The sequence below is a fragment of the Roseicyclus marinus genome, from assembly GCF_036322625.1.
Taxonomy (GTDB): domain Bacteria; phylum Pseudomonadota; class Alphaproteobacteria; order Rhodobacterales; family Rhodobacteraceae; genus Roseicyclus; species Roseicyclus marinus_A.
In genome coordinates this window covers 3,189,519-3,208,644 of sequence record NZ_AP027266.1, presented here as the reverse complement: position 1 = coordinate 3,208,644, position 19,126 = coordinate 3,189,519, and the positions used below count along the sequence as shown (strand labels likewise).

The following is a 19,126-nucleotide window of genomic DNA, read 5'->3' as shown; positions in this document are numbered from 1 at the left end:
TCATTCCGCATCCCCTCCTTGACCTTCCAGCAACGGGAACCCCTATCTGTCCCCGTGGAAGGACAGCCCATGCCCAAAGACACGACCGCCCCCGCCCTCCGCCGCTACAGCGTCGACAACCTGACCTGCGGCAGCTGCGTCGCGCGTGCCGAAACCGCCCTTGCCGCCGTTCCGGGCGTCGAAAGCGCCGTGGTCAACCTTGCCACGCGGCGGGCCGACCTGCGCATCGGGGCGGGCTTTGATCCTGCCGCCCTTGCAACCGCCATGACCTCTGCGGGCTATCCGGTGCATCCCGTCGATGGCGTCGCCCTGCGTGCCAGCGTCGGCAACCTGAATTGCGGCGGCTGCGCCTCGCGCGCGGAAAAGGCGCTCAACGCCCTGCCCGAGGTGCTGGAGGCGCAGGTGAACCTCGCCCTCAAGCGCGCCGATATCCGCCTGACCGATGCCGGGGATTGGCCCGTCGTTCAGGCCGCGATGGACAAGGCGGGCTATCCCGTCGCCGATCTCGACCCGCCCCGAACCGACAGCCCCGATCCCGAGCCCGAAGCTGTGGACGAGGCAGCCCCGATGCGCCGCGCCTTCGGGATCGCCGCCGCCCTGACGCTCCCTGTCTTCGTGATGGAAATGGGCGGCCACCTGGTCCCCGCCTTCCACCATTGGCAGATGGCGACCTTCGGCACCTTCCCGCTGCACCTCGTGCAGTTCCTGCTCACGACCGCCGTTCTGGCCGGTCCGGGCCGCGTCTTCTTCCGGCTCGGCGTTCCGGCGCTTTTCAAGGGCGCGCCCGAGATGAACAGCCTCGTGGTGCTCGGCACCTCTGCCGCCTGGGCCTGGTCGGTGCTCGTCACCTTCGCCCCCGGCATCATCCCCGAAACCGGCCGTTTCGTCTATTTCGAGGCGGCGGCCGTCATCGTCACCCTGATCCTGCTTGGCCGCTGGCTCGAGGCGCGCGCCCGGGGTCAGGCCGGGGCGGCGATCCGGGGCCTGATGGCGCTCCGCCCCGACACCGCGCATCGCATCACCGATGGCACCGAGACCGAGGTGCCGCTCGCCGATCTCGGCCGGGGTGACCTGATCCGCCTGAAACCCGGCGAACGCGTGGCCGTCGACGGCACCGTGACCGAGGGCGAAACCCATATCGACGAGGCGATGCTGACCGGCGAACCCCTGCCTGTCGCCAAGCGCGCGGGCGATCCGGTGACAGCGGGCACCGTGAACGGCACCGGCACGATCGTCTACCGCGCCACCGCCGTGGGCACCGATACCGTGCTGGCCCGCATCGTCGCCATGGTCGAGGATGCGCAGGCCACCCGCCTTCCCGTGCAATCGCTGATCAACCGCGTCACCGCCGTCTTCGTGCCGGTCGTTCTGGTCATCGCGGCGCTTGCCGCGCTTGGCTGGCTGATCTGGGGCCCCGATCCGGCCAAGGCGCTGGTGATCGGCGTCTCCGTCCTGATCATCGCCTGCCCCTGCGCCATGGGTCTGGCCACGCCCGTCTCCATCCTGGCCGGCACGGGCCGCGCCGCCGAACTGGGCGTGCTCTTCCGCAAGGGGGACGCCCTGCAGAACCTGTCGCGCGTCGATCTTGTCGCCTTCGACAAGACCGGCACCCTGACCGAGGGGCGGCCCAGTGTCACCGCCATCCTGCCCACGCGCGATTGCGATGCCGACACGCTCCTGACGCTGGCCGCCGGGGCCGAAACCGCCTCCGAACATCCCCTGGCCCGCGCCATCCTGGCCGAGGCAAAGGCCCGTGGCCTGACCCCCGCCCCCGTCGACAGGTTCGAGGCCGTGACCGGCGGCGGCGTCACCGCGACCCTTGAGGGCGAAACCCTCCGCGTCGGCTCCCGCGCCTTCCTGCAACAGACCGGTGTCGCCGTCCCCCCCACAGATCCCACCCCCGTGACCGAGGTTCATGTCGCGCGCGGCGCGCTCTATCTGGGGCATCTCGCCCTGTCCGATGCCGTCAAACCCGATGCCGCCCGCGCCATCGCGGCCCTGACCGCGCGCGGCACGCGTGTCGCGCTCCTGTCCGGCGATGCCGAGGGGCCGGTGAATGCGCTTGCCCGTGATCTCGCCATCCCCGAGGCGCATGCCCGCCTGTCGCCCGCCGACAAACGCGCGCAGGTCGCCGCATGGCGCGCTGCAGGCCACCGCGTCGCCTTCGTCGGGGACGGTCTCAACGATGCCGCCGTTCTGGCCGAGGCCGATGTCGGCATCGCGCTGGGCACCGGCACCGATGTGGCGATCGAGGCGGGCGATGTCGTGCTCGTCTCGGGCGCGCCCACCGGCGTGCTCACCGCGATCGAGGTCTCGCGCCGCACCCTGCGCAACATCGCGCAGAACCTTGTCTGGGCCTTTGGCTACAATGTCGCGCTGATCCCCGTCGCCGCCGGTCTTCTGGCGCTTGCGGGCGGTCCCTTCCTCAACCCCATGCTCGCGGCGGGGGCCATGGCCGCCAGTTCCGTCCTCGTGGTTCTGAACGCCCTGCGCCTGCGCCGGATGGAGGCCGCATGAACATCGGAGAAGTCGCCGAAGCCGCGGGCCTGCCCGCCAAGACCATCCGCTATTACGAGGATATCGGCCTGATCACCCCGCATCGGGCCGAAAACGGCTATCGCCGCTTCACCCAGACACATCTGCACAAGCTCGCCTTCATCGCCCGGGCGCGGGGTCTGGGCTTTTCCATCGACCAATGCCGCACGCTTCTGGCGCTCTACGAGGATCGCGAGCGGGCCAGCGCCGATGTCAAGCATCTGGCCGAAACCCACCTGTCCGAGATCGACGCCAAGATGGCCGAACTGGCCGAAATGCGCCGCACGCTTGCCCAGCTGATCCATGCCTGCGCGGGCGATCACCGCCCCGATTGCCCGATCCTGTCGGGTCTGGCCGCCCCCCTCGACAGCGATTGAACCCCGCCGGGGGCGCGCGTAGGGTCGGGGCAGAACCCCATCCGGTGCGCCATGTCCCCGCTACGCGGCATCCTCCTGAAAATCCTGTCGGTCTGCGTTTTCGTGGCCATGGCCTCGATCATCAAGGCGACCTCCGACACGGTGCCGCCGGGGCAGGCGGTGTTCTTCCGCTCGCTCTTTGCCCTTCCCGTGATCGGCATCTGGCTGGCGATGCGGGGGGAATTGCACACCGGCCTGCGCACGACAAACCCCATGGGCCATGTCTGGCGCGGTCTGGTCGGCACGACCTCCATGGGTCTGGGCTTTGCGGGTCTGGGTCTTCTGCCGCTCCCCGAGGTGACGGCCATCGGCTATGCCGCGCCGATCCTCGTCGTGATCTTCGCCGCCATGTTCCTTGGCGAAGAGGTGCGGCTGTTCCGCCTGTCCATGGTCGCCCTGGGGCTGATCGGCGTTCTCGTCGTCCTCAGCCCGCGCCTGCAGGTCGATCCCGCCACCGTCACCACGCGCGAAACGCTGGGGGCCGTTGTCGTGCTTCTGTCCGCTGTCTGCGCGGCGTTGGCGCAGGTTTTCGTGCGCAAACTGGTGCAGACCGAAACCGTCTCGGCCATCGTCTTCTATTTCTCGGTCACAGCGACCCTTCTGGCGCTTCTGACCCTGCCTTGGGGTTGGGTGCTGCCCCCGCCCGATGTCGCGATGCTTCTGGTTCTGGCGGGGCTTCTGGGCGGGGTGGGGCAGATCCTTCTGACGACCAGCTACCGCCATGCCGATGCCTCGCTGATCGCGCCCTTCGAATATACCTCGATGATCCTGGCGGTGGTGGTGGGCTACACGGTCTTTGGCGAGGTGCCGGGCGCTGCCACGCTTGCGGGCGGCGGCATGATCGTGGTGGCCGGTATCCTCATCATCCTGCGCGAACGGCAGTTGGGCCTCGAACGCGCCCGCCAGCGCAAGGCCGGTCCGACCCAGCCGTGATCTTGGCGCCTGTCGCGCAAAACCGGTTCCGACTTTTGCGCGACAGGCCCTAATCCCGCTTGGCCTTGCGATACTCCGCCTCGACCGCGTTGCCCTGCCGCGCGATGATCCCCTGAAGCCGCTGCATCACCCGCCCCCGCGCCAGCTTCATCGTCTGCAGGATCAACCGCGCCGTCAGCGTCTGTGCCGACAGGTCCAGCACCGTGGCCACGCGCGTCGTCTCGGGCGTGAGCGCGACAAAGCTCATCTCGTGTAGGCAGGCCATGCCGCCGATCCGGCTTTCGATCAGGCAGATCTCCTCGGGCACGAACCGCGTGATCCGCGCGCTCAGGGGGCGGACCTTGCCGCGCACCTTGACCTCGCCGCGCCATTCCGCGCCTTCGCAGGGCTCCGTCCAGTTGCCCACGCGGGTCACCGTGGCACCGCGCCCACGTGCATCCGCCTCCAGCCCGGAAAAATCCGTCATCCTGACCCAGACCAGCGGTCGGGGGGCGTCGACATCCTCGGAAACCTTGAACTTCATCGCCTGCGATCCGCTGTCTTACTTCGCGCCAATGGCCTGCCGTTCCGGCATGTCCTTGCCCCGCACCGCCCCGCTGTCGCGCTCCAGCAGATGCGCATAGGGGGCCCAATAGTCGGGCATCAACTGAAAGGCGATGTCGTGGCGGCAGATCTCCAGGATCTCGATCTGCAGATCTTCGCTCAACCCCTGGAAATCGAGCTTTGGCCCGCCCGTCTGCAAGCGCGGCATCACGGCCTGCGTGCCGCATTCGGCATTCACGAAATCGACCAGCTCGCCCACCTTCTCCAGCCGGAAGATCCGCTCGAAATAGCCCGGATCATTGCCGATGAACTTCTGCTGTTTCAGGAAATGCCGTGCCAGCGGTTTCGAACAGCGCAGGTAGCCGATGTAATTCTCGACAAAGGTCTCGATGTCGGGATCGGGCGGCAATCCCTCGCGCAGCAGGTCGCGGCCGGCCGCCTCGATGCTCAATTCGCGGTAATGCAGCACCCGGTTGGAATAGCCCGACAGGAACCGCCGGACCGGGTCACGCACCAGCGCAAAGCGCCGATACCCCTCCAGCTCGGAATGATCGATCCGGTTGAACCGGTAATTCGCGGCCAGCATGTTGGCATCCACCCGCGCGCCCTGCACCGAGTAATCCCTGAAGGCAAAGCCGTTTTCGGCATGGAACAGAAAGGCCCTCAGCGACGTTCCCCCCGATTTGGGCGAAAAGAAAAAGGCCATCCGCTGCGCGGGCATGGTGTATGGCATATCCTGACCTCTGCTCGATCATTATTTTTAGTTCGTGTTTTGTCTTAAGATAGCAGAGACATGCCGCAGCGGGCAACCGTGACGGCAGGATGGTCCCGGATTTTTGCCGCGCAGCCCTAGTCGAGCCGGTCGGCCAGCCAGTTTTCCAACAGGAAATGCGCGATCGCGCCGCGCCGCGCCGGCCGGATCTCGGGATGCTCGCCCGCAAAGACCTGCAACAATTCGCTCCGCGTCACCCAGCGCGCGGCCTCGATCTCGGCGGGGTCGATGGCGATCTCCTCGCTGATCGCCTCGCCCCGGCAGCCGATCATCAGCGATGCCGGAAAGGGCCAGGGTTGGTTGGCCAGGTAGTCCACCCGCCCCACGCGCACCGCGGTTTCCTCGAACACCTCGCGGCGCACCGCGGCCTCGATCGTCTCGCCCGGTTCCACGAACCCCGCCAGAAGCGAGAACATCCCCTCCGGCCATCCCGGCGACCGTCCCAGCAACACCCGCTCGCCCCGCGTGATCAGCATGATCACCACCGGGTCCGTGCGCGGGAAATGATGCGCGCCGCAATCGGGGCACAGCCGTTGCCATCCGCCCTCGGTCATCGCGCTGGCCACACCGCAGCGCGAACAGAACCCATGCGACAGGTGCCAGTTCCCCAGCGCCCGCGCCGTCGCGGCCAGTTCCGCGTCGCGCGCTGTCAATGTCGTCATGATCGCCCGCAATTCCCGGAATGCGCTGCCCTCTGGCGCTCCCGGGTGCAGCTGGACCGTCGGGTCCAGAAAGGCGCCGATCTGCGCCTCGTCCACCGGTTCGGGCGGCGTCCAGCCCGAGATGTCCATCGCGAAAATGGCCTGCCCCTCGATCCGCCCGAGAAAGATCGCCCCCTCCTCGGCATCCCGCAGGATCGGGTCTTCGGCCCCAAGCCGCACCAGCCTGCAGGCCCCCTTCGCCGGGTCGCCCGCCACCAGCGGCTTGCCGCGCCACAGCACGATGACCTGTCCGCCCTCGGCCAGATTGCGCGCCAGCGTGGCCGCATCCTTGCGCTCCGCCGCGCAACGGTCGAGGTCCGAGCCACCGAAGGTCACCGTTTCCGCCAATCGCATCTGCCCGTCCTTTCGGCACCAATCTCGCCATGTCTATGGCCTGTCCGCCACAACCAACGCAATGACCTGTGGAAAACCGCACGATCATCGGCTAGGGCCTTCGCCGCGTGGCCAGTCTGCGCAATCCTTGCCGGGGACACGCAGAATTGGAAACGGGATGACCGTCATCGGGACACGGTCGGACAGGCGTGAGACCACGGCGGCGGGCCGTCGCGGTCTGCGCCTTCGCATTCTCGCGACCTCCGATCTCCACGCGCATCTCTTGCCGTTCAACTATTTCGCCGACCGTCCCGATCACGGGGTCGGCCTGTCGGGTCTGGCCGGGCTGATCCAGCGTGCCCGCGCCGCCTGTCCCAACACGCTGCTCTTCGACAATGGCGACACGCTGCAGGGCGCGCCGCTTGCCGATGCCGCCCTGGCCGACCTGATGCCGCGCGGACAGGACCATCCGATGATCGCCGTGATGAACGCGCTGGGCTATGACGCCGCGACGCTCGGCAACCATGATTTCGATTTCGGCCTGGGTGCCCTGCAACAGGCGCTCTCGGTGGCGCGCTATCCGGTCGTTCTGGCCAATGTCGACTGGCTCGACGCCGATCCCGGCCCGGTGCAACGGCGCAAGATGCTCGAGCGGACCGTGACCGATGCCGCAGGCAATGGCCACCCGTTGCGGATCGGCGTGACCGGGGCCGTGCCGCCGCAGGTCATGCGCTGGGCCCGCGCCCACCTCGAGGGGCGCATCGCCGTCCACGACATCCTGCCCGCCGTCCGGCGCGAGGTCGCGGCCCTGCGCGCCGAAGGGGCCGATCTCGTGATCGTTCTGGCCCATTCCGGCATGGGCCATGACACCGACCCCGCCGATGGCGAGAACGTGGGCCGCCTCCTGTCCCGGATCGACGGGGTGGATGCGGTGATCGCGGGGCATACGCATCGCGCCTTTCCGCGTCCCGGTGACGCGACCGGACCGCTCGGCGGCACGCCCTTGGTCCAGCCCGGGTGCTGGGGGTCCCACCTTGGGCAGATCGATCTCGATCTTGGCCCCGCCACCGCCGGATCGACCGCGCGCTGGCGCGTATTGGGGTCCGAAGCCGCCCTGATCCCGCTGGCCGGGATCGGGGCCGAAGATCGCGCCGACCTCTGGCAACGGCTCAAACCCATGCCCGGCCTGCAACGGCAGATCCTGCGCAGCCACCGCGCCACCCGCGTCTATGCCGCGCGGACCCTTGGCCGGACGGCGGTGCCACTCGAAACCTATTTCAGCCTGATTGCGCCTTGCGCCGCGACACAGGTGATCGCCGATGCGCAGCGCGCCGCCATCGCGCCGGTCCTGCGCGACCGCCCCGACCTGGCCCATCTGCCCCTGGTTTCCGCGACCACGCCATTCAAGGCCGGCGGGCGGGGCGGGCCCGCGCATTACACCGATGTGCCGGCGGGTCGGGTCCTGTTGCGCCATGCCGCCGATCTTTACGGCTTTTCCAACGGCCTGATCCTGCTCAAGGCCACCGGGGCGCAGCTGCGCGAATGGCTCGAACGCAGCGCTTCGGCCTTTTTCCGCGTGGTGCCGGGTCCTGCCGATCTGCCCCGGCCGCTGATCGACCCGGCCTTTGCCAGCTACAATTTCGACCGGCTCGACGGCCTGCGCTACGAGATCGACCTCAGCCAGCCCGCCCGCACCAGCGCCGAGGGCGATGTCACCCATGCCGGTCCCGGCCGCATCCGCAACCTGCGCCTCTCCGATGGCAGGCCCCTTTGCGACACGCAGACCTGTCTGGTCGCGACCAGCGCCTATCGGGCGGCGGGGGGTGGCCGCTTTTCCGCCGCGCAAGCCTGCGAAACCATCCATGAAAGCACCGATCCGGTCCGCAACGCGCTGATGGCCCATTTCGCGGCCCATCAAGATGGGCTCGATCCCGTGGTCGAACCCAGTTTCACCTTCACGCCGCTCGGCGGTGCGCCCGTGATCCTCCACACCGGGCCCGGCGCCGCCGCCTATCCCCAGCGCATCCGGGATCTTGGCCTCGTGCCCGATGGCGTCGAAGACGACGGTTTTGCCCGCTACCTGATGAAGATTTAATCAGATCAGGGCACTTCGCAAAAAAATCGTGCAAGCAAGGGTCGGTTTGTGCATTCATTCCGCAGGTGCCTGTTTGTCGGGCACTTTGCCGTCGACGCGCTCATGACCAGTCGCTGAGGTGCCGGACGCCGAAACGACCGAGCTGCCAAGCCGAAGGAGATATCGCTTGCTCACCCGTGCCATTCCCACCCTCGCCGCTGCCCTTGTCGCGGCCACCCCGCTCGCCGCACAGGATACGACCATCAACTTCGCCCTCGACTGGCGGTTCGAAGGTCCCTCCGCGCCCTATTTCCTCGCCATCGACAACGGCCATTTCGCCGCCGAAGGGCTCGAGGTGAACGTGACCGCGGGCGAAGGGTCGCTCGACGCGATCCCCAAGGTCGCCTCGGGCGCCTTCCCGATGGGCTTTGCCGATATCAACAGCCTTGTCCGCTTCCTCGACCAGAACCCCGGCGCGCCCGTGATCGGCGCGATGATGGTCTATGACAGCCCGCCCTTCTCCATCGTGGGCCGCGTCAGCCAGGGCATCAGCGGGATCGAGGATCTCGAAGGCTCCACGCTCGGTGCACCGCCGCCCGATGGCGCATGGGCGCAATTCCCCATCCTCGCCGCCGTGAACGGTATCGATGTGTCCACCATCACCGTGGAACCGGTGGGCTTCCCCACCCGCGAACCGATGCTGGCCGAAGGCAATGTCGATGCCGTGACCGGTTTCAACTTCTCCTCCTACCTGTCGCTCGCGCGTCTGGGCATTCCCGAGGATGACATCACGACGATCCTCTTCGCCGATCACGGGGTGGAGCTTTACGGCAACGCGGTCATCGTCAACACCGACTTCGCCGCCGCCAACCCCGAGATCGTGACCGGCGCGCTGCGCGCCATCGCGCGCGGTGTGGCCGATGCCGCCGCCGATCCGGCTGCCGGTGCCGCCGCCGTCATCGCCCGCAACCCGGCCGGTGACGTGGACCTGGAAACCCGCCGTCTGCAACTGGCGCTCGACGCCAACATCCTGACGCCCTGGGTGATGGAAAACGGTCTGGGCGGCATCGATGCCGACCGCATGGCAACCGCCATCGAACAGCTGCGCCTGACCTACGAGTTCCAGAACGAGCCCGACGCCAGCCTCTACTTCACCGACGCCTACCTGCCCGAGGCCGAGGTGCGGATGATCTCGCGCTGATCGTCTGATCCCGAAACGCCCGCCGGGCCGGTTTTTCGACCGGTCCGGCGGGTTGCGCTTGTAGTTACGGATGCACGACGCGATCCCTACGCGACCACGACAAGATCACGACAGGCTTTCCGCCCCGCCGTTCATCATGCAAAGGCCCGCCTGATGCAGACTCCCCCCTCCGCCAACATGATCGAATTGCGCGGCGTCAGCCACGCCTACAAGACCAAGGCAGGCCCGCTTCCGGTTCTCGACAACCTGAACATGGCGGTTCCCGAAAACAGCTTCTGCGCCGTCGTCGGCCCGTCGGGTTGCGGTAAATCCACGCTGACGCGGCTCGTGTCCGGCCTCATGAAACCCAATACGGGCGAGGTCTGGCTGCACGGCAAAAAGGTCACCAGCCCCCGCCCGACCGTCGGCATGGCCTTCCAGAATCCCGTGCTTCTGGAATGGCGCACGATCTTGCAAAACATTCTTTTGCCAATGGAAATCGTGAAATCGCCCATGTCCAAGGCCGAGGCCGTGGACCGCGCCCATCACCTGCTGGACCTCGTCGGCCTGACCGGTTTCGCGGAAAAACGCCCCTCGGAATTGTCCGGCGGCATGCGCCAGCGCGCCAGCCTCTGCCGGTCGATCATCCACAAGCCCGATGTGCTGATCCTCGACGAACCCTTCGGCGCGCTCGACGCCTTCACGCGTGAGGATCTGTGGTGCACCATGCACGACCTGCGCCGCGAGGAACCCTTTACCTGCCTCTTGATCACCCATGACCTGCGCGAAAGCGTTTTCCTTGCAGATCAAGTGGTTGTCATGTCCGGCCGCCCCGCCCACGCGCAATTCGTGCTCGATGTCGACATACCGGGACCGCGCAGTCTCGATGATCTCTACGGTCCCAAGGCGGTCTCGATGCTCGCCACTTTGCGCCACCAGATCCAGGTCGCCCAAGGCCGCGCGACCGAGGCAGACGCCCCGCAGGAGGCACAGGCATGAACGATACCTTGCGCAAGATCCTGGCCCCCACGGTCTTCATCATCGGCATCCTCGCCGTTTGGGAATGGGCGGTCTGGTACAACAACCTGCCCGATTTCCGCATGGCCAGCCCCTCGGACCTGATCCCGCGCTACATCCGGTTCTGGGACCTGTTCCTGATCAAGTCATGGGAAACGCTGTGGCGCACCGTGGCGGGCTTGGGCCTTGCCGTCGTCTTCGGCACGCTGATCGGCATGATCATGGGCTTTTCGCGCTTCGCCCGCGAAGGGCTCTACCCGATCCTCGTTGGGTTCAACGCGATTCCCAAGGCGACCGTGGTGCCCATCGTGGCGCTGATGTTCGTCGGTCAGCACGATTTCAACACGGTTCTCATTGCCTTCCTGATCTCGTTCTTCCCCATCGCGGTCTCCGTTTCCATCGGCCTGTCGACGCTCGAACCCGAATACCGCGACATCCTGCGCAGCCTTGGCGCGTCGAATGTCACGATCTTCTGGAAGATCGCGCTGCCCAAGACGCTGCCGGAATTCTTCGGCGCGCTGAAGGTGGCGGTGACGCTGGCCTTCATCGGCACGAACCTGATGGAAATCGTCTCGCCGCATGGCCGGGGCTTGGGCGATCTGTTCGATTCGGGCCGGATCAGCGCGGATTATCCGCTGATGTTCGCCGTCCTGTTTGCACTGGCGGCTTTGGGTATCTTGTTGTTCTACTTCGTGGTTTTCCTCGAGCGGATCTTTGCGGGCTGGGCCGAACGCAGCCCCGGCTAAGGCCTGCCCTTGCACCATGGCGTGGATTTTCCTACATCCCTGATCGAGAGGTTGGCGCGGGCAGGCGCCTCGCCAACCTGGTCAGGTCCGGAAGGAAGCAGCCACAACGAGCCCCGCTTGGGTCGATGTCCAGCCTCTCACCCAGCCACCTGCCGATGGGCAGGTCGCTTTACATGCGGCTTGGCATGGCCGGGGCAAGCGATGACCCCATGGTCGAGACCAGCAGGTAATTCAGGAATATTCCCAACAACACCGCGAGCACGAAATAAAGCGTCGCCCCCTCCAGCAGCACGCGTTTGCGTGCCGTCATCTCGTGCCTACGCCATTGCCACAGCAAGATGCCGCAGATCGCCGCAAGGATGTGAAAGGTGCCGAAACTGGCCACGATGGAGGGCCCGAGGCTGGCCATCAGCCCGCGCAGACCGCCGGGCCAAACCACGCCCCCGACCCAGAACGCCAGCGCGCAACCGGCCATGACCCAGAAAAACAAGGCCATCGCATTCACAAGGATGCCGGGGGGTTTGTGTTCTGCCATTCTCGTCTCTGTCGTTGGCCTCAAACGGGCGTGCGCTTTGCGCTTCACCATGGACCTTGCCGCGCCGCTTCACTAGGGTTTCTTGCGATCCGAACCGCACCGAGGCTCCATGACCGACACACCCGACACCGGCTACCAGGTTCTGGCGCGGAAATACCGCCCGGCGACCTTTGCCGACCTGATCGGGCAGGAGGCGATGGTCCGCACGCTGAAGAATGCCTTCGAGGCGGACAGGATCGCGCAGGCCTTCATGCTGACGGGTATCCGCGGCACCGGCAAGACGACCACCGCACGCATCATCGCCAAGGGCCTGAACTGCGTCGGGCCGGACGGGTCCGGCGGGCCCACGACCGATCCCTGCGGTGTCTGCGACAATTGCCGCGCCATCGCCGAGGGCCGCCATGTCGACGTGATGGAGATGGACGCCGCATCGAACACCGGCGTGCAGAACATCCGTGACGCGATCATCGAGACGGTGAGCTACCGGGCGGCACAGGCGCGCTACAAGATCTTCATCATCGACGAGGTTCACATGCTCTCGACCAGCGCCTTCAACGCGCTGCTCAAGACGCTCGAGGAACCGCCACCGCATGTGAAATTTCTCTTTGCGACCACGGAAATCCGCAAGGTTCCGGTGACGGTCCTGTCGCGGTGCCAGCGCTTTGACCTGCGCCGGATCGAGCCCGAGGTGATGATCGCCCATCTGAAAAAGGTCGCCGCCAAGGAAAACGCGCAGATCGCCGAAGATGCGCTGGCGCTGATCACCCGCGCCGCCGAAGGGTCGGTGCGCGACGCGATGAGCCTCCTTGATCAGGCGATCGCCCATGGCGCGGGGGAAACCACCGCCGATCAGGTGCGCGCGATGCTGGGTCTGGCCGACCGGGGCCGCGTGCTCGATCTGTTCGAGGCGATCATGCGCGGCGATGCGGCGGGGGCCTTGGACGAATTGGGCGCGCAATATGCCGACGGGGCCGACCCGGTCGCGGTCCTGCGCGATCTGGCCGAGATCACGCATTGGCTGAGCGTCATCAAGATCTCGCCCGAAGCGGCCGAGGATCCGACGATTTCGCCCGAGGAACGGATGCGCGGCCGGTCGCTGGCCGACCGCCTGCCGATGCGGGTTCTGACGCGGATGTGGCAGATGCTGCTGAAAGCGCTGGAAGAGGTCAGCCTGTCTCCCAATGCGATGATGGCCGCCGAAATGGCCGTGATCCGCATGACCCATGTGGCCGATCTGCCCACGCCCGGCGATCTGGTGAAAAAGCTGCAATCGACGCCCGCGCCTGCCGGGGGCAGCGGCCCCGCCCGCCCCATGGGCAATGGCGGCCCGGTTCATGCGCCGCGCGCACAGGCGACACCCGTGCCGCGCGGCGGTGGCGGTGGGGCGCAAGCCGCGCTTCAGCCCGAGCCGGGGCCGGACCTGTCGCTGTACCCGACCTTTTCCAGTGTCGTCGCCCTGATCGAAGAGGCGCGCGACATCAAGCTTCTGGTCGAGCTCAAGACCTGCCTCCGCTTGGTGAGCTATGCGCCGGGCCGGATCGAGTTCCAGCCGACCGAGAACGCTCCGCCGGACCTGTCACAGCGGTTGGGGCGGGCATTGACGCTGGCGACCGGGGCGCGCTGGGTCATCTCGCTTGCCAATGAGGGCGGCGGCCCGACCATCGCCGAGGCGGAACAGGCCCAGCGACATGCGCTGGAGGCGGAGCTGGAGCAGCACCCGCTCTTGCAGGCGGTCAAGGCGGCCTTTCCCGAGGCCAAGATCGCCGCCATCCGCACCCGCGCCGAACTGCAGGCGCAGGCGCAGGCCGAGGCGCTGCCGGAATTGCCCGACCCCGACGATCTGCCCGAGGATTGGGACCCGTTCGACGATGAATGATTTTTGGAGACATAGGACATGCTGAAAGGTTTGGGCGGTCTGGGTGGTCTTGGCGACATGGCCAAGATCATGAAACAGGCGCAGGAAATGCAGACCAAGATGGCTGAAATGCAGGAGAATCTCTCCTCCATGACGGTCGAGGGCGTCTCGGGCGCGGGGCTGGTCAAGGCAACCGCCACCGCCAAGGGCGAGCTGGTCGGGCTTGATATCGACCCGTCGATCTTCAACCAGGACGACAAGGAAGTGGTCGAGGATCTGATCCTTGCCGCGATCAAGGATGCCCAGACCCGCGCGCAGGAAAAGAGCCAGGAGGAACTGGCGAAGCTGACCGAGGGCATGGGCCTGCCGCCGGGCATGAAGCTGCCGTTCTGAGCCATGCCCGACGCGCCCAGGGACATCGAGGCCCTGATCGAGATCATGGCCCGCCTGCCGGGGCTTGGCCCCCGGTCGGCGCGGCGTGCGGTCTTGCACCTGATCAAGAAACGGGGACCGTTGATGCGCCCCTTGGCCGAGGTCATGACCCGCGTGGCCGATACCGCGCGGGAATGCCTGAATTGCGGCAATATCGGCACCGGTGATCTGTGCCCGGTCTGCACCGACGACAAACGCGTCAATGGCCAGATCTGCGTGGTCGAGGATGTGGCCGATCTTTGGGCGATGGAACGCGGGCAGGCCTTTGGCGGGCGCTATCACGTGCTGGGCGGCACGCTGTCCGCGCTTGACGATATCGGGCCCGAGGATCTGCGCATCCCGCGTCTTGTCGACCGCGTGACCTCTGAGGCCGTGACCGAGGTGATCCTTGCGCTCAACGCCACGGTCGATGGCGTCACCACGGCCCATTACATCGCCGATGCGCTGTCGGGGTCGGGGGTTTCCGTCACCTCGTTGGCCCAGGGCGTGCCCATCGGGGGCGAGCTTGACTATCTCGATGACGGGACGATTTCGGCGGCCCTTCGCGCGCGCAAGGCGGTGTGACACGGCGTAACGCTTGCTTTCCGGCGGAATCGGTTCAGCCTGTCGGCCATGAGCCATATCGCCGGAAACCGCCCCTATAGCCGGGCCGAATACATTTCGGATGCCATCGTCCATGCCTCGGGTATTGGTGCGGCCCTGATCGGGGGGCCGTTCCTGATCGCCTTGGCGGTGCTGTGGATCGGCGATGCGGGGATCGTCACCGCCGTCGCGGTCTATGTGCTGACGGGCCTTGCGATGTGGAGCGCATCGGCGGCCTACAACCTGTTGCAGCATCCGGCCTGGGTCGAGCGGCTGCGCCGGATGGATCAATCGGCCATCTATCTCAAGATCGCGGGCACCTACACGCCCTTTGCCGCCCTGGCCGCGGGACAGGCCGGGTTTTTGGCGGGCATCTGGACGGTCGCGGGCATCGGCGCGGCGCTCATCCTGTTTTCAAGCCAGCTGAAATGGCTGGCCATTCCCCTTTACCTCGGGATGGGCTGGGCGGGTGCATTCTGGGGCGGGCCGCTGGTTGCGGGCCTCAGCCCCCTCGGCTTTTGGCTCTTGGTTGCGGGCGGCGTCACCTATTCCTCGGGGATCGCCTTTCTGCTGTGGGAAAGGCTGCCGTTTCACAACACGATCTGGCATGTCTTCGTCTTTCTGGGCTCTCTGGCCTGCTATGCCGCCATCGCCGCAGAGCTCTGGCAAAGGGCCGTTCCGATCTGACGCGGCGTCTCTGGTTGCCACCGCGTCGATTTTGACCTGTCTTTGCCCGGCCTAAGGCTCTAATTCCTGTCTCAAGGTTCGTGAGGCGCGTCCGCGCCCGAAAGAGGAGAGAACGCGATGAAGGTACTCGTACCGGTCAAACGCGTGATCGATTACAACGTGAAGGTCCGCGTCAAGGCGGATGGGTCCGGTGTCGATCTCGCCAACGTCAAGATGTCGATGAACCCGTTCGACGAGATCGCGGTCGAGGAAGCGATCCGCCTGAAGGAAGCCGGGAAGGCCGAGGAAGTCATCGCCGTGTCGATCGGCGTCAAGCAGGCGCAGGAAACGCTGCGCACCGCATTGGCCATGGGGGCGGATCGCGCGATCCTCGTCGTCGCCGCCGATGACGTGCATCAGGATATCGAGCCGCTGGCCGTCGCCAAGATCCTTGCCAAGGTCGTGGCCGAGGAAAACCCCGGCCTCGTGATCTGCGGCAAGCAGGCCATCGACAACGACATGAACGCCACCGGACAGATGCTGTCGGCGCTTCTGGGTTGGTCGCAGGCGACATTCGCCAGCGAATTGGCGGTCGACGGCGACAGCGCTGTCGTGACGCGCGAGGTCGATGGCGGTTTGCAGACGATCAAGGTCAAGATGCCCGCCATCGTGACCGTCGACCTGCGCCTGAACGAGCCGCGCTATGCCTCGCTGCCCAACATCATGAAGGCAAAGAAAAAGCCGCTCGATGAAAAAACCGCCGCCGATTACGGCGTCGATGTCACGCCGCGCCTGAGCGTCGTCAAGACGACCGAGCCGGGCACGCGCAAGGCGGGCGTCAAGGTGGGCTCGGTCGACGAGCTGATCACGAAACTCAAGGACGAAGCGGGGGTGATCTGATGGCTGTTCTTCTGCTGGCCGAGGTGACCTCGGGCGAATTGAACATGGACGCGACCGCCAAGGCGGTGACGGCTGCCGCGAAACTGGGGGATGTGACGGTGCTGTGCGCCGGGGCATCGGCCAAGGCGTCGGCGGATCAGGCGGCGACCATCGCGGGCGTGGCCAAGGTGCTCTGCGCCGAGGGTGACAGCCTTGGCCATCGTCTGGCCGAGGCGACCGCCGATCTGATCGTCAGCATCGCGGGCGACTACAGCCACATCTGCGCGCCCGCCACCACCGATGCCAAGAACATCATGCCGCGTGTCGCGGCGATGCTCGATGTCATGGTGATCTCGGATGCGATGGGGATCGTCGATGTCGACACGTTCGAGCGCCCGATCTATGCCGGCAACGCGATCCAGACGGTGAAATCGACCGATGCGAAAAAGGTCATCACCTTCCGCACCACCGGTTTCGAGCTTGCCGCTACGGGCAATTCCGCGCCGGTGGCGATGGTCGATGCGCCTGCGTCGACGGGCCTGTCGGCTTGGGTCGAGGACAAGGTTGCGGCCTCTGACCGGCCGGAACTGACCAGCGCGGGCATCGTCGTTTCGGGCGGTCGCGGCGTCGGGTCCGAGGAACAATTCGCCCTGATCGAAGGTCTGGCCGACAAGCTGGGCGCGGCGGTCGGCGCATCGCGCGCGGCGGTCGATTCGGGCTATGCCCCGAACGATTGGCAGGTGGGCCAGACCGGCAAGGTGGTCGCGCCCGAGCTGTACATCGCCGTCGGCATTTCCGGCGCGATCCAGCACCTGGCCGGGATGAAGGACAGCAAGGTCATCGTGGCGATCAACAAGGATGAAGAGGCCCCGATTTTCCAGGTGGCCGATTACGGTCTTGTCGCCGACCTGTTCGAGGCGGTGCCGGAGCTGACCTCCAAGCTCTGACAAGCTGTTGATTCAAAAGCAAAAGCCGCCCCTGTCACGGGGGCGGCTTTTTTCATGGGCGAAGCAGCGGGGCCAGCAGGCTTGCGGCCATCTCATGCGCTTCGGGTCCGGGAAGGAGCCGCGCGACGCTTTCCTCTCCCCCCGCAAAGAACATGCCCCGGGTTCGTTGACCCGGCGGGCAGGGCGGGGCGGTGGCGACGCTGACCGAGGCGGCGTGGGCCGCCACCGCCTGTATCATCGCGGGCGTTACGAAAAGCGGATCGGGCCCCAGATGCAGGCCGTCATCCGGCGTTTCGGGGGCGCGGCGCGACAGCCAGAGCAGGTGAACAGGCGCAGGCGCGCGGGCCAGAAACCCCAGCATCCGCGCAACCCATGCCTCGCGCAATTCCGCCTCGACCACGCCGAAACGGTCGCGCGACAGGCCGCGCAGATGGGTCAGAAGATGGCGGGTGAAGTGGAAATCGGTGAAATCCACGTCGCGGTAGAGCGTGCGCAGCATGGTTGTCGCGCGGATGAAGCGGTCGTTGCGGCGCGGATGGACGGCATAGAAGCGGTTGCTCATGTTCTGCGCCCCGGTGATCTGCAAGACGATCGCGCGGGCCTTGCGGGTCGCGGCGCGGATGGCGGGATCGGTCAGGATCACGTCGAGACCCGCGTTCGGAACACCCATGTTCACGACCGGGCCGGGCAGCGTTTCGGCAAGGCGCGTGGCATAGGGCGCGTGGATGAAGCGCCCGAAGGTTTCGGCCCCGCCCAGACACAGGACAAAAGGTGTATCCAGATCCTGCGCAGGCCCGCGAAAGCGCAGGACCGATCCCGGATAGGCCACGGCGGCATAATCGAGGGGAAGGTTTCCCCTGTGTGCGTAACTCATTCCCCGTCTCTCCCGAAGTCCAGACGACTCACCCGGGGATGACTTTGGCCGCTGGCTCTTGCCAAAGTCCTAAACCCCTTATTCGAATATATTTTTCCGAAAATGCGAGGCTCGGCAGCGCGCTTGCGTCGCGGTGGGGCAGGCTTGTCTCGGGCCACCAGTCGCGCCTATGCTGCGCGCGAGAAGCGGGCGGTCATCCGCCGTGCAGGGCAGGGAAAGCGCATGGAAATCAGGTCGATCGGGGTTGTTGGCGCGGGGCAGATGGGCAACGGCATTGCCCATGTCTGTGCGCTGGCGGGCTATGACGTGGTCATGACCGATATCAGCGCCGAAGCGTTGAACAAGGCTATCGCCTTGATCGAGCGCAATATTTCCCGGCAGGTGGGGCGCGGAAAGGTGACCGAGGCCGAGATGGCCGAGGCCATGGCGCGCATCCGCACCACGACGGTTCTGGCCGAGGTGGGGCCGAGCGATCTGATCATCGAGGCCGCGACCGAGCGGGAGACGGTGAAACAGGCGATCTTCGAGGATCTGCTGCCGCATCTCAGCCCCAAGACGATCCTGACCTCGAACACCTCGTCGATCTCGATCACGCGGCTGGCAAGCCGCACGGACCGGCCCGAAAAGTTCATGGGGTTCCATTTCATGAACCCGGTGCCGGTCATGCAACTGGTTGAACTCATTCGCGGAATCGCCACGGATGAGGAAACGTTCGCGGCCTGCAAGGCGGTTGTGGACCGGTTGGGAAAAACGGCTGCGACGGCCGAGGATTTCCCCGCTTTCATCGTCAACCGCATCCTGATGCCGATGATCAACGAGGCGGTCTATACGCTTTATGAGGGCGTGGGGAATGTCACCTCGATCGACATGGCGATGAAGCTGGGCACCAATCACCCGATGGGGCCGCTGGAATTGGCCGATTTCATAGGGTTGGACACCTGTCTGGCGATCATGAACGTGCTGCATGACGGCTTGGCGGATACGAAATACCGGCCCTGCCCGCTCTTGACGAAATACGTCGAGGCCGGGTGGCTGGGCCGCAAGACGCAGCGCGGCTTCTACGATTACCGGGGCGAGGTGCCCGTGCCGACCCGTTGACGGGCGGG

The 19,126-nt window shown here is 66.2% G+C and carries 19 protein-coding genes and 1 other RNA gene; 15 read left to right on the top strand and 5 right to left on the bottom strand.

The window, feature by feature from the left end:
- The first annotated feature begins 69 nt into the window (after positions 1-69).
- Genes AABA51_RS15575 through AABA51_RS15565 form a run of 3 tightly spaced genes read left to right on the top strand, consistent with a single transcriptional unit; the run spans position 70 to position 3,884 of the window.
- The gene (locus AABA51_RS15575) at positions 70-2,517 is read left to right on the top strand and encodes a heavy metal translocating P-type ATPase (RefSeq protein WP_338273025.1); all 2,448 of its coding nucleotides are present in this window, start codon (positions 70-72) and stop codon (positions 2,515-2,517) included.
- A complete protein-coding gene (gene cueR, locus AABA51_RS15570; RefSeq protein ID WP_338273024.1) occupies positions 2,514-2,912 on the top strand; it encodes a Cu(I)-responsive transcriptional regulator in 399 nt (132 codons plus the stop codon). The genes AABA51_RS15575 and cueR overlap by 4 nt, the downstream gene beginning before the upstream one ends.
- A gap of 51 nt (positions 2,913-2,963) precedes the next feature.
- Positions 2,964-3,884 (top strand): DMT family transporter, encoded by a 921-nt coding sequence (locus AABA51_RS15565; RefSeq protein WP_338273023.1) that lies wholly within the window; start codon positions 2,964-2,966, stop codon positions 3,882-3,884.
- 49 nt (positions 3,885-3,933) lie between these two features.
- On the opposite strand, the gene AABA51_RS15560 is transcribed toward AABA51_RS15565, so the two are convergent.
- The 3 genes from AABA51_RS15560 to nudC all read right to left on the bottom strand — a co-directional run bounded on the left by AABA51_RS15560 (position 3,934) and on the right by nudC (position 6,254).
- The gene (locus AABA51_RS15560; protein WP_338273022.1) at positions 3,934-4,407 is read right to left on the bottom strand and encodes a hypothetical protein; all 474 of its coding nucleotides are present in this window, start codon (positions 4,405-4,407) and stop codon (positions 3,934-3,936) included.
- 18 nt (positions 4,408-4,425) lie between these two features.
- Positions 4,426-5,160 carry a sulfotransferase family 2 domain-containing protein gene (locus AABA51_RS15555; protein ID WP_338273020.1) on the bottom strand — a complete coding sequence of 245 codons (735 nt, stop codon included), beginning with the start codon at positions 5,158-5,160 and terminating at the stop codon, positions 4,426-4,428.
- A gap of 116 nt (positions 5,161-5,276) precedes the next feature.
- Positions 5,277-6,254, bottom strand: a complete 978-nt coding sequence (gene nudC / locus AABA51_RS15550) for an NAD(+) diphosphatase (protein WP_338273019.1) — start codon at positions 6,252-6,254, stop codon at positions 5,277-5,279.
- A 157-nt stretch (positions 6,255-6,411) separates the two neighbouring features.
- Between nudC and AABA51_RS15545 the strand changes: the two genes are divergently transcribed.
- The 5 genes from AABA51_RS15545 (at position 6,412) to ffs (ending at position 11,393) form a co-directional block, all read left to right on the top strand.
- A complete protein-coding gene (locus tag AABA51_RS15545) occupies positions 6,412-8,328 on the top strand; it encodes a bifunctional 2',3'-cyclic-nucleotide 2'-phosphodiesterase/3'-nucleotidase (protein WP_338273017.1) in 1,917 nt (638 codons plus the stop codon).
- 166 nt (positions 8,329-8,494) lie between these two features.
- Positions 8,495-9,508: an ABC transporter substrate-binding protein gene (locus AABA51_RS15540; protein WP_416914703.1), complete on the top strand. Its 1,014-nt coding sequence runs from the start codon at positions 8,495-8,497 to the stop codon at positions 9,506-9,508.
- A 153-nt stretch (positions 9,509-9,661) separates the two neighbouring features.
- Complete coding sequence (locus tag AABA51_RS15535) at positions 9,662-10,486, top strand: ABC transporter ATP-binding protein (protein ID WP_338273015.1); 825 nt, start codon at positions 9,662-9,664, stop codon at positions 10,484-10,486.
- Positions 10,483-11,250: an ABC transporter permease gene (locus AABA51_RS15530; RefSeq protein WP_338273013.1), complete on the top strand. Its 768-nt coding sequence runs from the start codon at positions 10,483-10,485 to the stop codon at positions 11,248-11,250. The genes AABA51_RS15535 and AABA51_RS15530 overlap by 4 nt, the downstream gene beginning before the upstream one ends.
- Positions 11,251-11,294: 44 nt before the next feature.
- Positions 11,295-11,393, top strand: an RNA gene (gene ffs, locus AABA51_RS15525) — signal recognition particle sRNA small type.
- Between the two features lie 26 nt (positions 11,394-11,419).
- Here ffs and AABA51_RS15520 read toward each other — a convergent pair.
- On the bottom strand, positions 11,420-11,785 hold the full coding sequence (locus AABA51_RS15520; RefSeq protein ID WP_338273011.1) for a hypothetical protein: 366 nt from the start codon (positions 11,783-11,785) through the stop codon (positions 11,420-11,422).
- 109 nt (positions 11,786-11,894) lie between these two features.
- On the opposite strand from AABA51_RS15520, the gene AABA51_RS15515 reads away from it, so the two are divergent.
- The 6 genes from AABA51_RS15515 to AABA51_RS15490 all read left to right on the top strand — a co-directional run bounded on the left by AABA51_RS15515 (position 11,895) and on the right by AABA51_RS15490 (position 17,146).
- Positions 11,895-13,661, top strand: a complete 1,767-nt coding sequence (locus AABA51_RS15515; RefSeq protein ID WP_338273009.1) for a DNA polymerase III subunit gamma/tau — start codon at positions 11,895-11,897, stop codon at positions 13,659-13,661.
- Between the two features lie 18 nt (positions 13,662-13,679).
- Complete coding sequence (locus AABA51_RS15510) at positions 13,680-14,033, top strand: YbaB/EbfC family nucleoid-associated protein (protein ID WP_338273007.1); 354 nt, start codon at positions 13,680-13,682, stop codon at positions 14,031-14,033.
- 3 nt (positions 14,034-14,036) lie between these two features.
- The gene (gene recR / locus AABA51_RS15505; RefSeq protein WP_338273005.1) at positions 14,037-14,636 is read left to right on the top strand and encodes a recombination mediator RecR; all 600 of its coding nucleotides are present in this window, start codon (positions 14,037-14,039) and stop codon (positions 14,634-14,636) included.
- A 48-nt stretch (positions 14,637-14,684) separates the two neighbouring features.
- On the top strand, positions 14,685-15,341 hold the full coding sequence (trhA, locus tag AABA51_RS15500; RefSeq protein ID WP_338273002.1) for a PAQR family membrane homeostasis protein TrhA: 657 nt from the start codon (positions 14,685-14,687) through the stop codon (positions 15,339-15,341).
- Positions 15,342-15,458: 117 nt separating this feature from the next.
- Positions 15,459-16,220 (top strand): electron transfer flavoprotein subunit beta/FixA family protein, encoded by a 762-nt coding sequence (locus AABA51_RS15495; protein WP_338273000.1) that lies wholly within the window; start codon positions 15,459-15,461, stop codon positions 16,218-16,220.
- The gene (locus AABA51_RS15490; RefSeq protein ID WP_338272998.1) at positions 16,220-17,146 is read left to right on the top strand and encodes an electron transfer flavoprotein subunit alpha/FixB family protein; all 927 of its coding nucleotides are present in this window, start codon (positions 16,220-16,222) and stop codon (positions 17,144-17,146) included. Before AABA51_RS15495 ends, AABA51_RS15490 begins: the two co-directional genes overlap by 1 nt.
- 52 nt (positions 17,147-17,198) lie before the next feature.
- On the opposite strand, the gene AABA51_RS15485 is transcribed toward AABA51_RS15490, so the two are convergent.
- Positions 17,199-18,020, bottom strand: coding sequence for a DUF6473 family protein (locus tag AABA51_RS15485; RefSeq protein ID WP_338272996.1), 822 nt, complete (start codon positions 18,018-18,020; stop codon positions 17,199-17,201).
- A gap of 222 nt (positions 18,021-18,242) precedes the next feature.
- Between AABA51_RS15485 and AABA51_RS15480 the strand changes: the two genes are divergently transcribed.
- Positions 18,243-19,118 (top strand): 3-hydroxybutyryl-CoA dehydrogenase, encoded by an 876-nt coding sequence (locus AABA51_RS15480; RefSeq protein ID WP_338272995.1) that lies wholly within the window; start codon positions 18,243-18,245, stop codon positions 19,116-19,118.
- The last annotated feature ends 8 nt before the right edge of the window (positions 19,119-19,126 follow it).

Coding starts and splice junctions, on each gene's coding strand:
- AABA51_RS15575 (WP_338273025.1), top strand. CDS start 70: ATGCCCAAAGACACGACCGCCCCCGCCCTCCGCCGCTACAGCGTCGAC.
- cueR (WP_338273024.1), top strand. CDS start 2,514: ATGAACATCGGAGAAGTCGCCGAAGCCGCGGGCCTGCCCGCCAAGACC.
- AABA51_RS15565 (WP_338273023.1), top strand. CDS start 2,964: ATGTCCCCGCTACGCGGCATCCTCCTGAAAATCCTGTCGGTCTGCGTT.
- AABA51_RS15560 (WP_338273022.1), bottom strand. CDS start 4,407: ATGAAGTTCAAGGTTTCCGAGGATGTCGACGCCCCCCGACCGCTGGTC.
- AABA51_RS15555 (WP_338273020.1), bottom strand. CDS start 5,160: ATGCCATACACCATGCCCGCGCAGCGGATGGCCTTTTTCTTTTCGCCC.
- nudC (WP_338273019.1), bottom strand. CDS start 6,254: ATGCGATTGGCGGAAACGGTGACCTTCGGTGGCTCGGACCTCGACCGT.
- AABA51_RS15545 (WP_338273017.1), top strand. CDS start 6,412: ATGACCGTCATCGGGACACGGTCGGACAGGCGTGAGACCACGGCGGCG.
- AABA51_RS15535 (WP_338273015.1), top strand. CDS start 9,662: ATGCAGACTCCCCCCTCCGCCAACATGATCGAATTGCGCGGCGTCAGC.
- AABA51_RS15530 (WP_338273013.1), top strand. CDS start 10,483: ATGAACGATACCTTGCGCAAGATCCTGGCCCCCACGGTCTTCATCATC.
- AABA51_RS15520 (WP_338273011.1), bottom strand. CDS start 11,785: ATGGCAGAACACAAACCCCCCGGCATCCTTGTGAATGCGATGGCCTTG.
- AABA51_RS15515 (WP_338273009.1), top strand. CDS start 11,895: ATGACCGACACACCCGACACCGGCTACCAGGTTCTGGCGCGGAAATAC.
- AABA51_RS15510 (WP_338273007.1), top strand. CDS start 13,680: ATGCTGAAAGGTTTGGGCGGTCTGGGTGGTCTTGGCGACATGGCCAAG.
- recR (WP_338273005.1), top strand. CDS start 14,037: ATGCCCGACGCGCCCAGGGACATCGAGGCCCTGATCGAGATCATGGCC.
- trhA (WP_338273002.1), top strand. CDS start 14,685: ATGAGCCATATCGCCGGAAACCGCCCCTATAGCCGGGCCGAATACATT.
- AABA51_RS15495 (WP_338273000.1), top strand. CDS start 15,459: ATGAAGGTACTCGTACCGGTCAAACGCGTGATCGATTACAACGTGAAG.
- AABA51_RS15490 (WP_338272998.1), top strand. CDS start 16,220: ATGGCTGTTCTTCTGCTGGCCGAGGTGACCTCGGGCGAATTGAACATG.
- AABA51_RS15485 (WP_338272996.1), bottom strand. CDS start 18,020: ATGAGTTACGCACACAGGGGAAACCTTCCCCTCGATTATGCCGCCGTG.
- AABA51_RS15480 (WP_338272995.1), top strand. CDS start 18,243: ATGGAAATCAGGTCGATCGGGGTTGTTGGCGCGGGGCAGATGGGCAAC.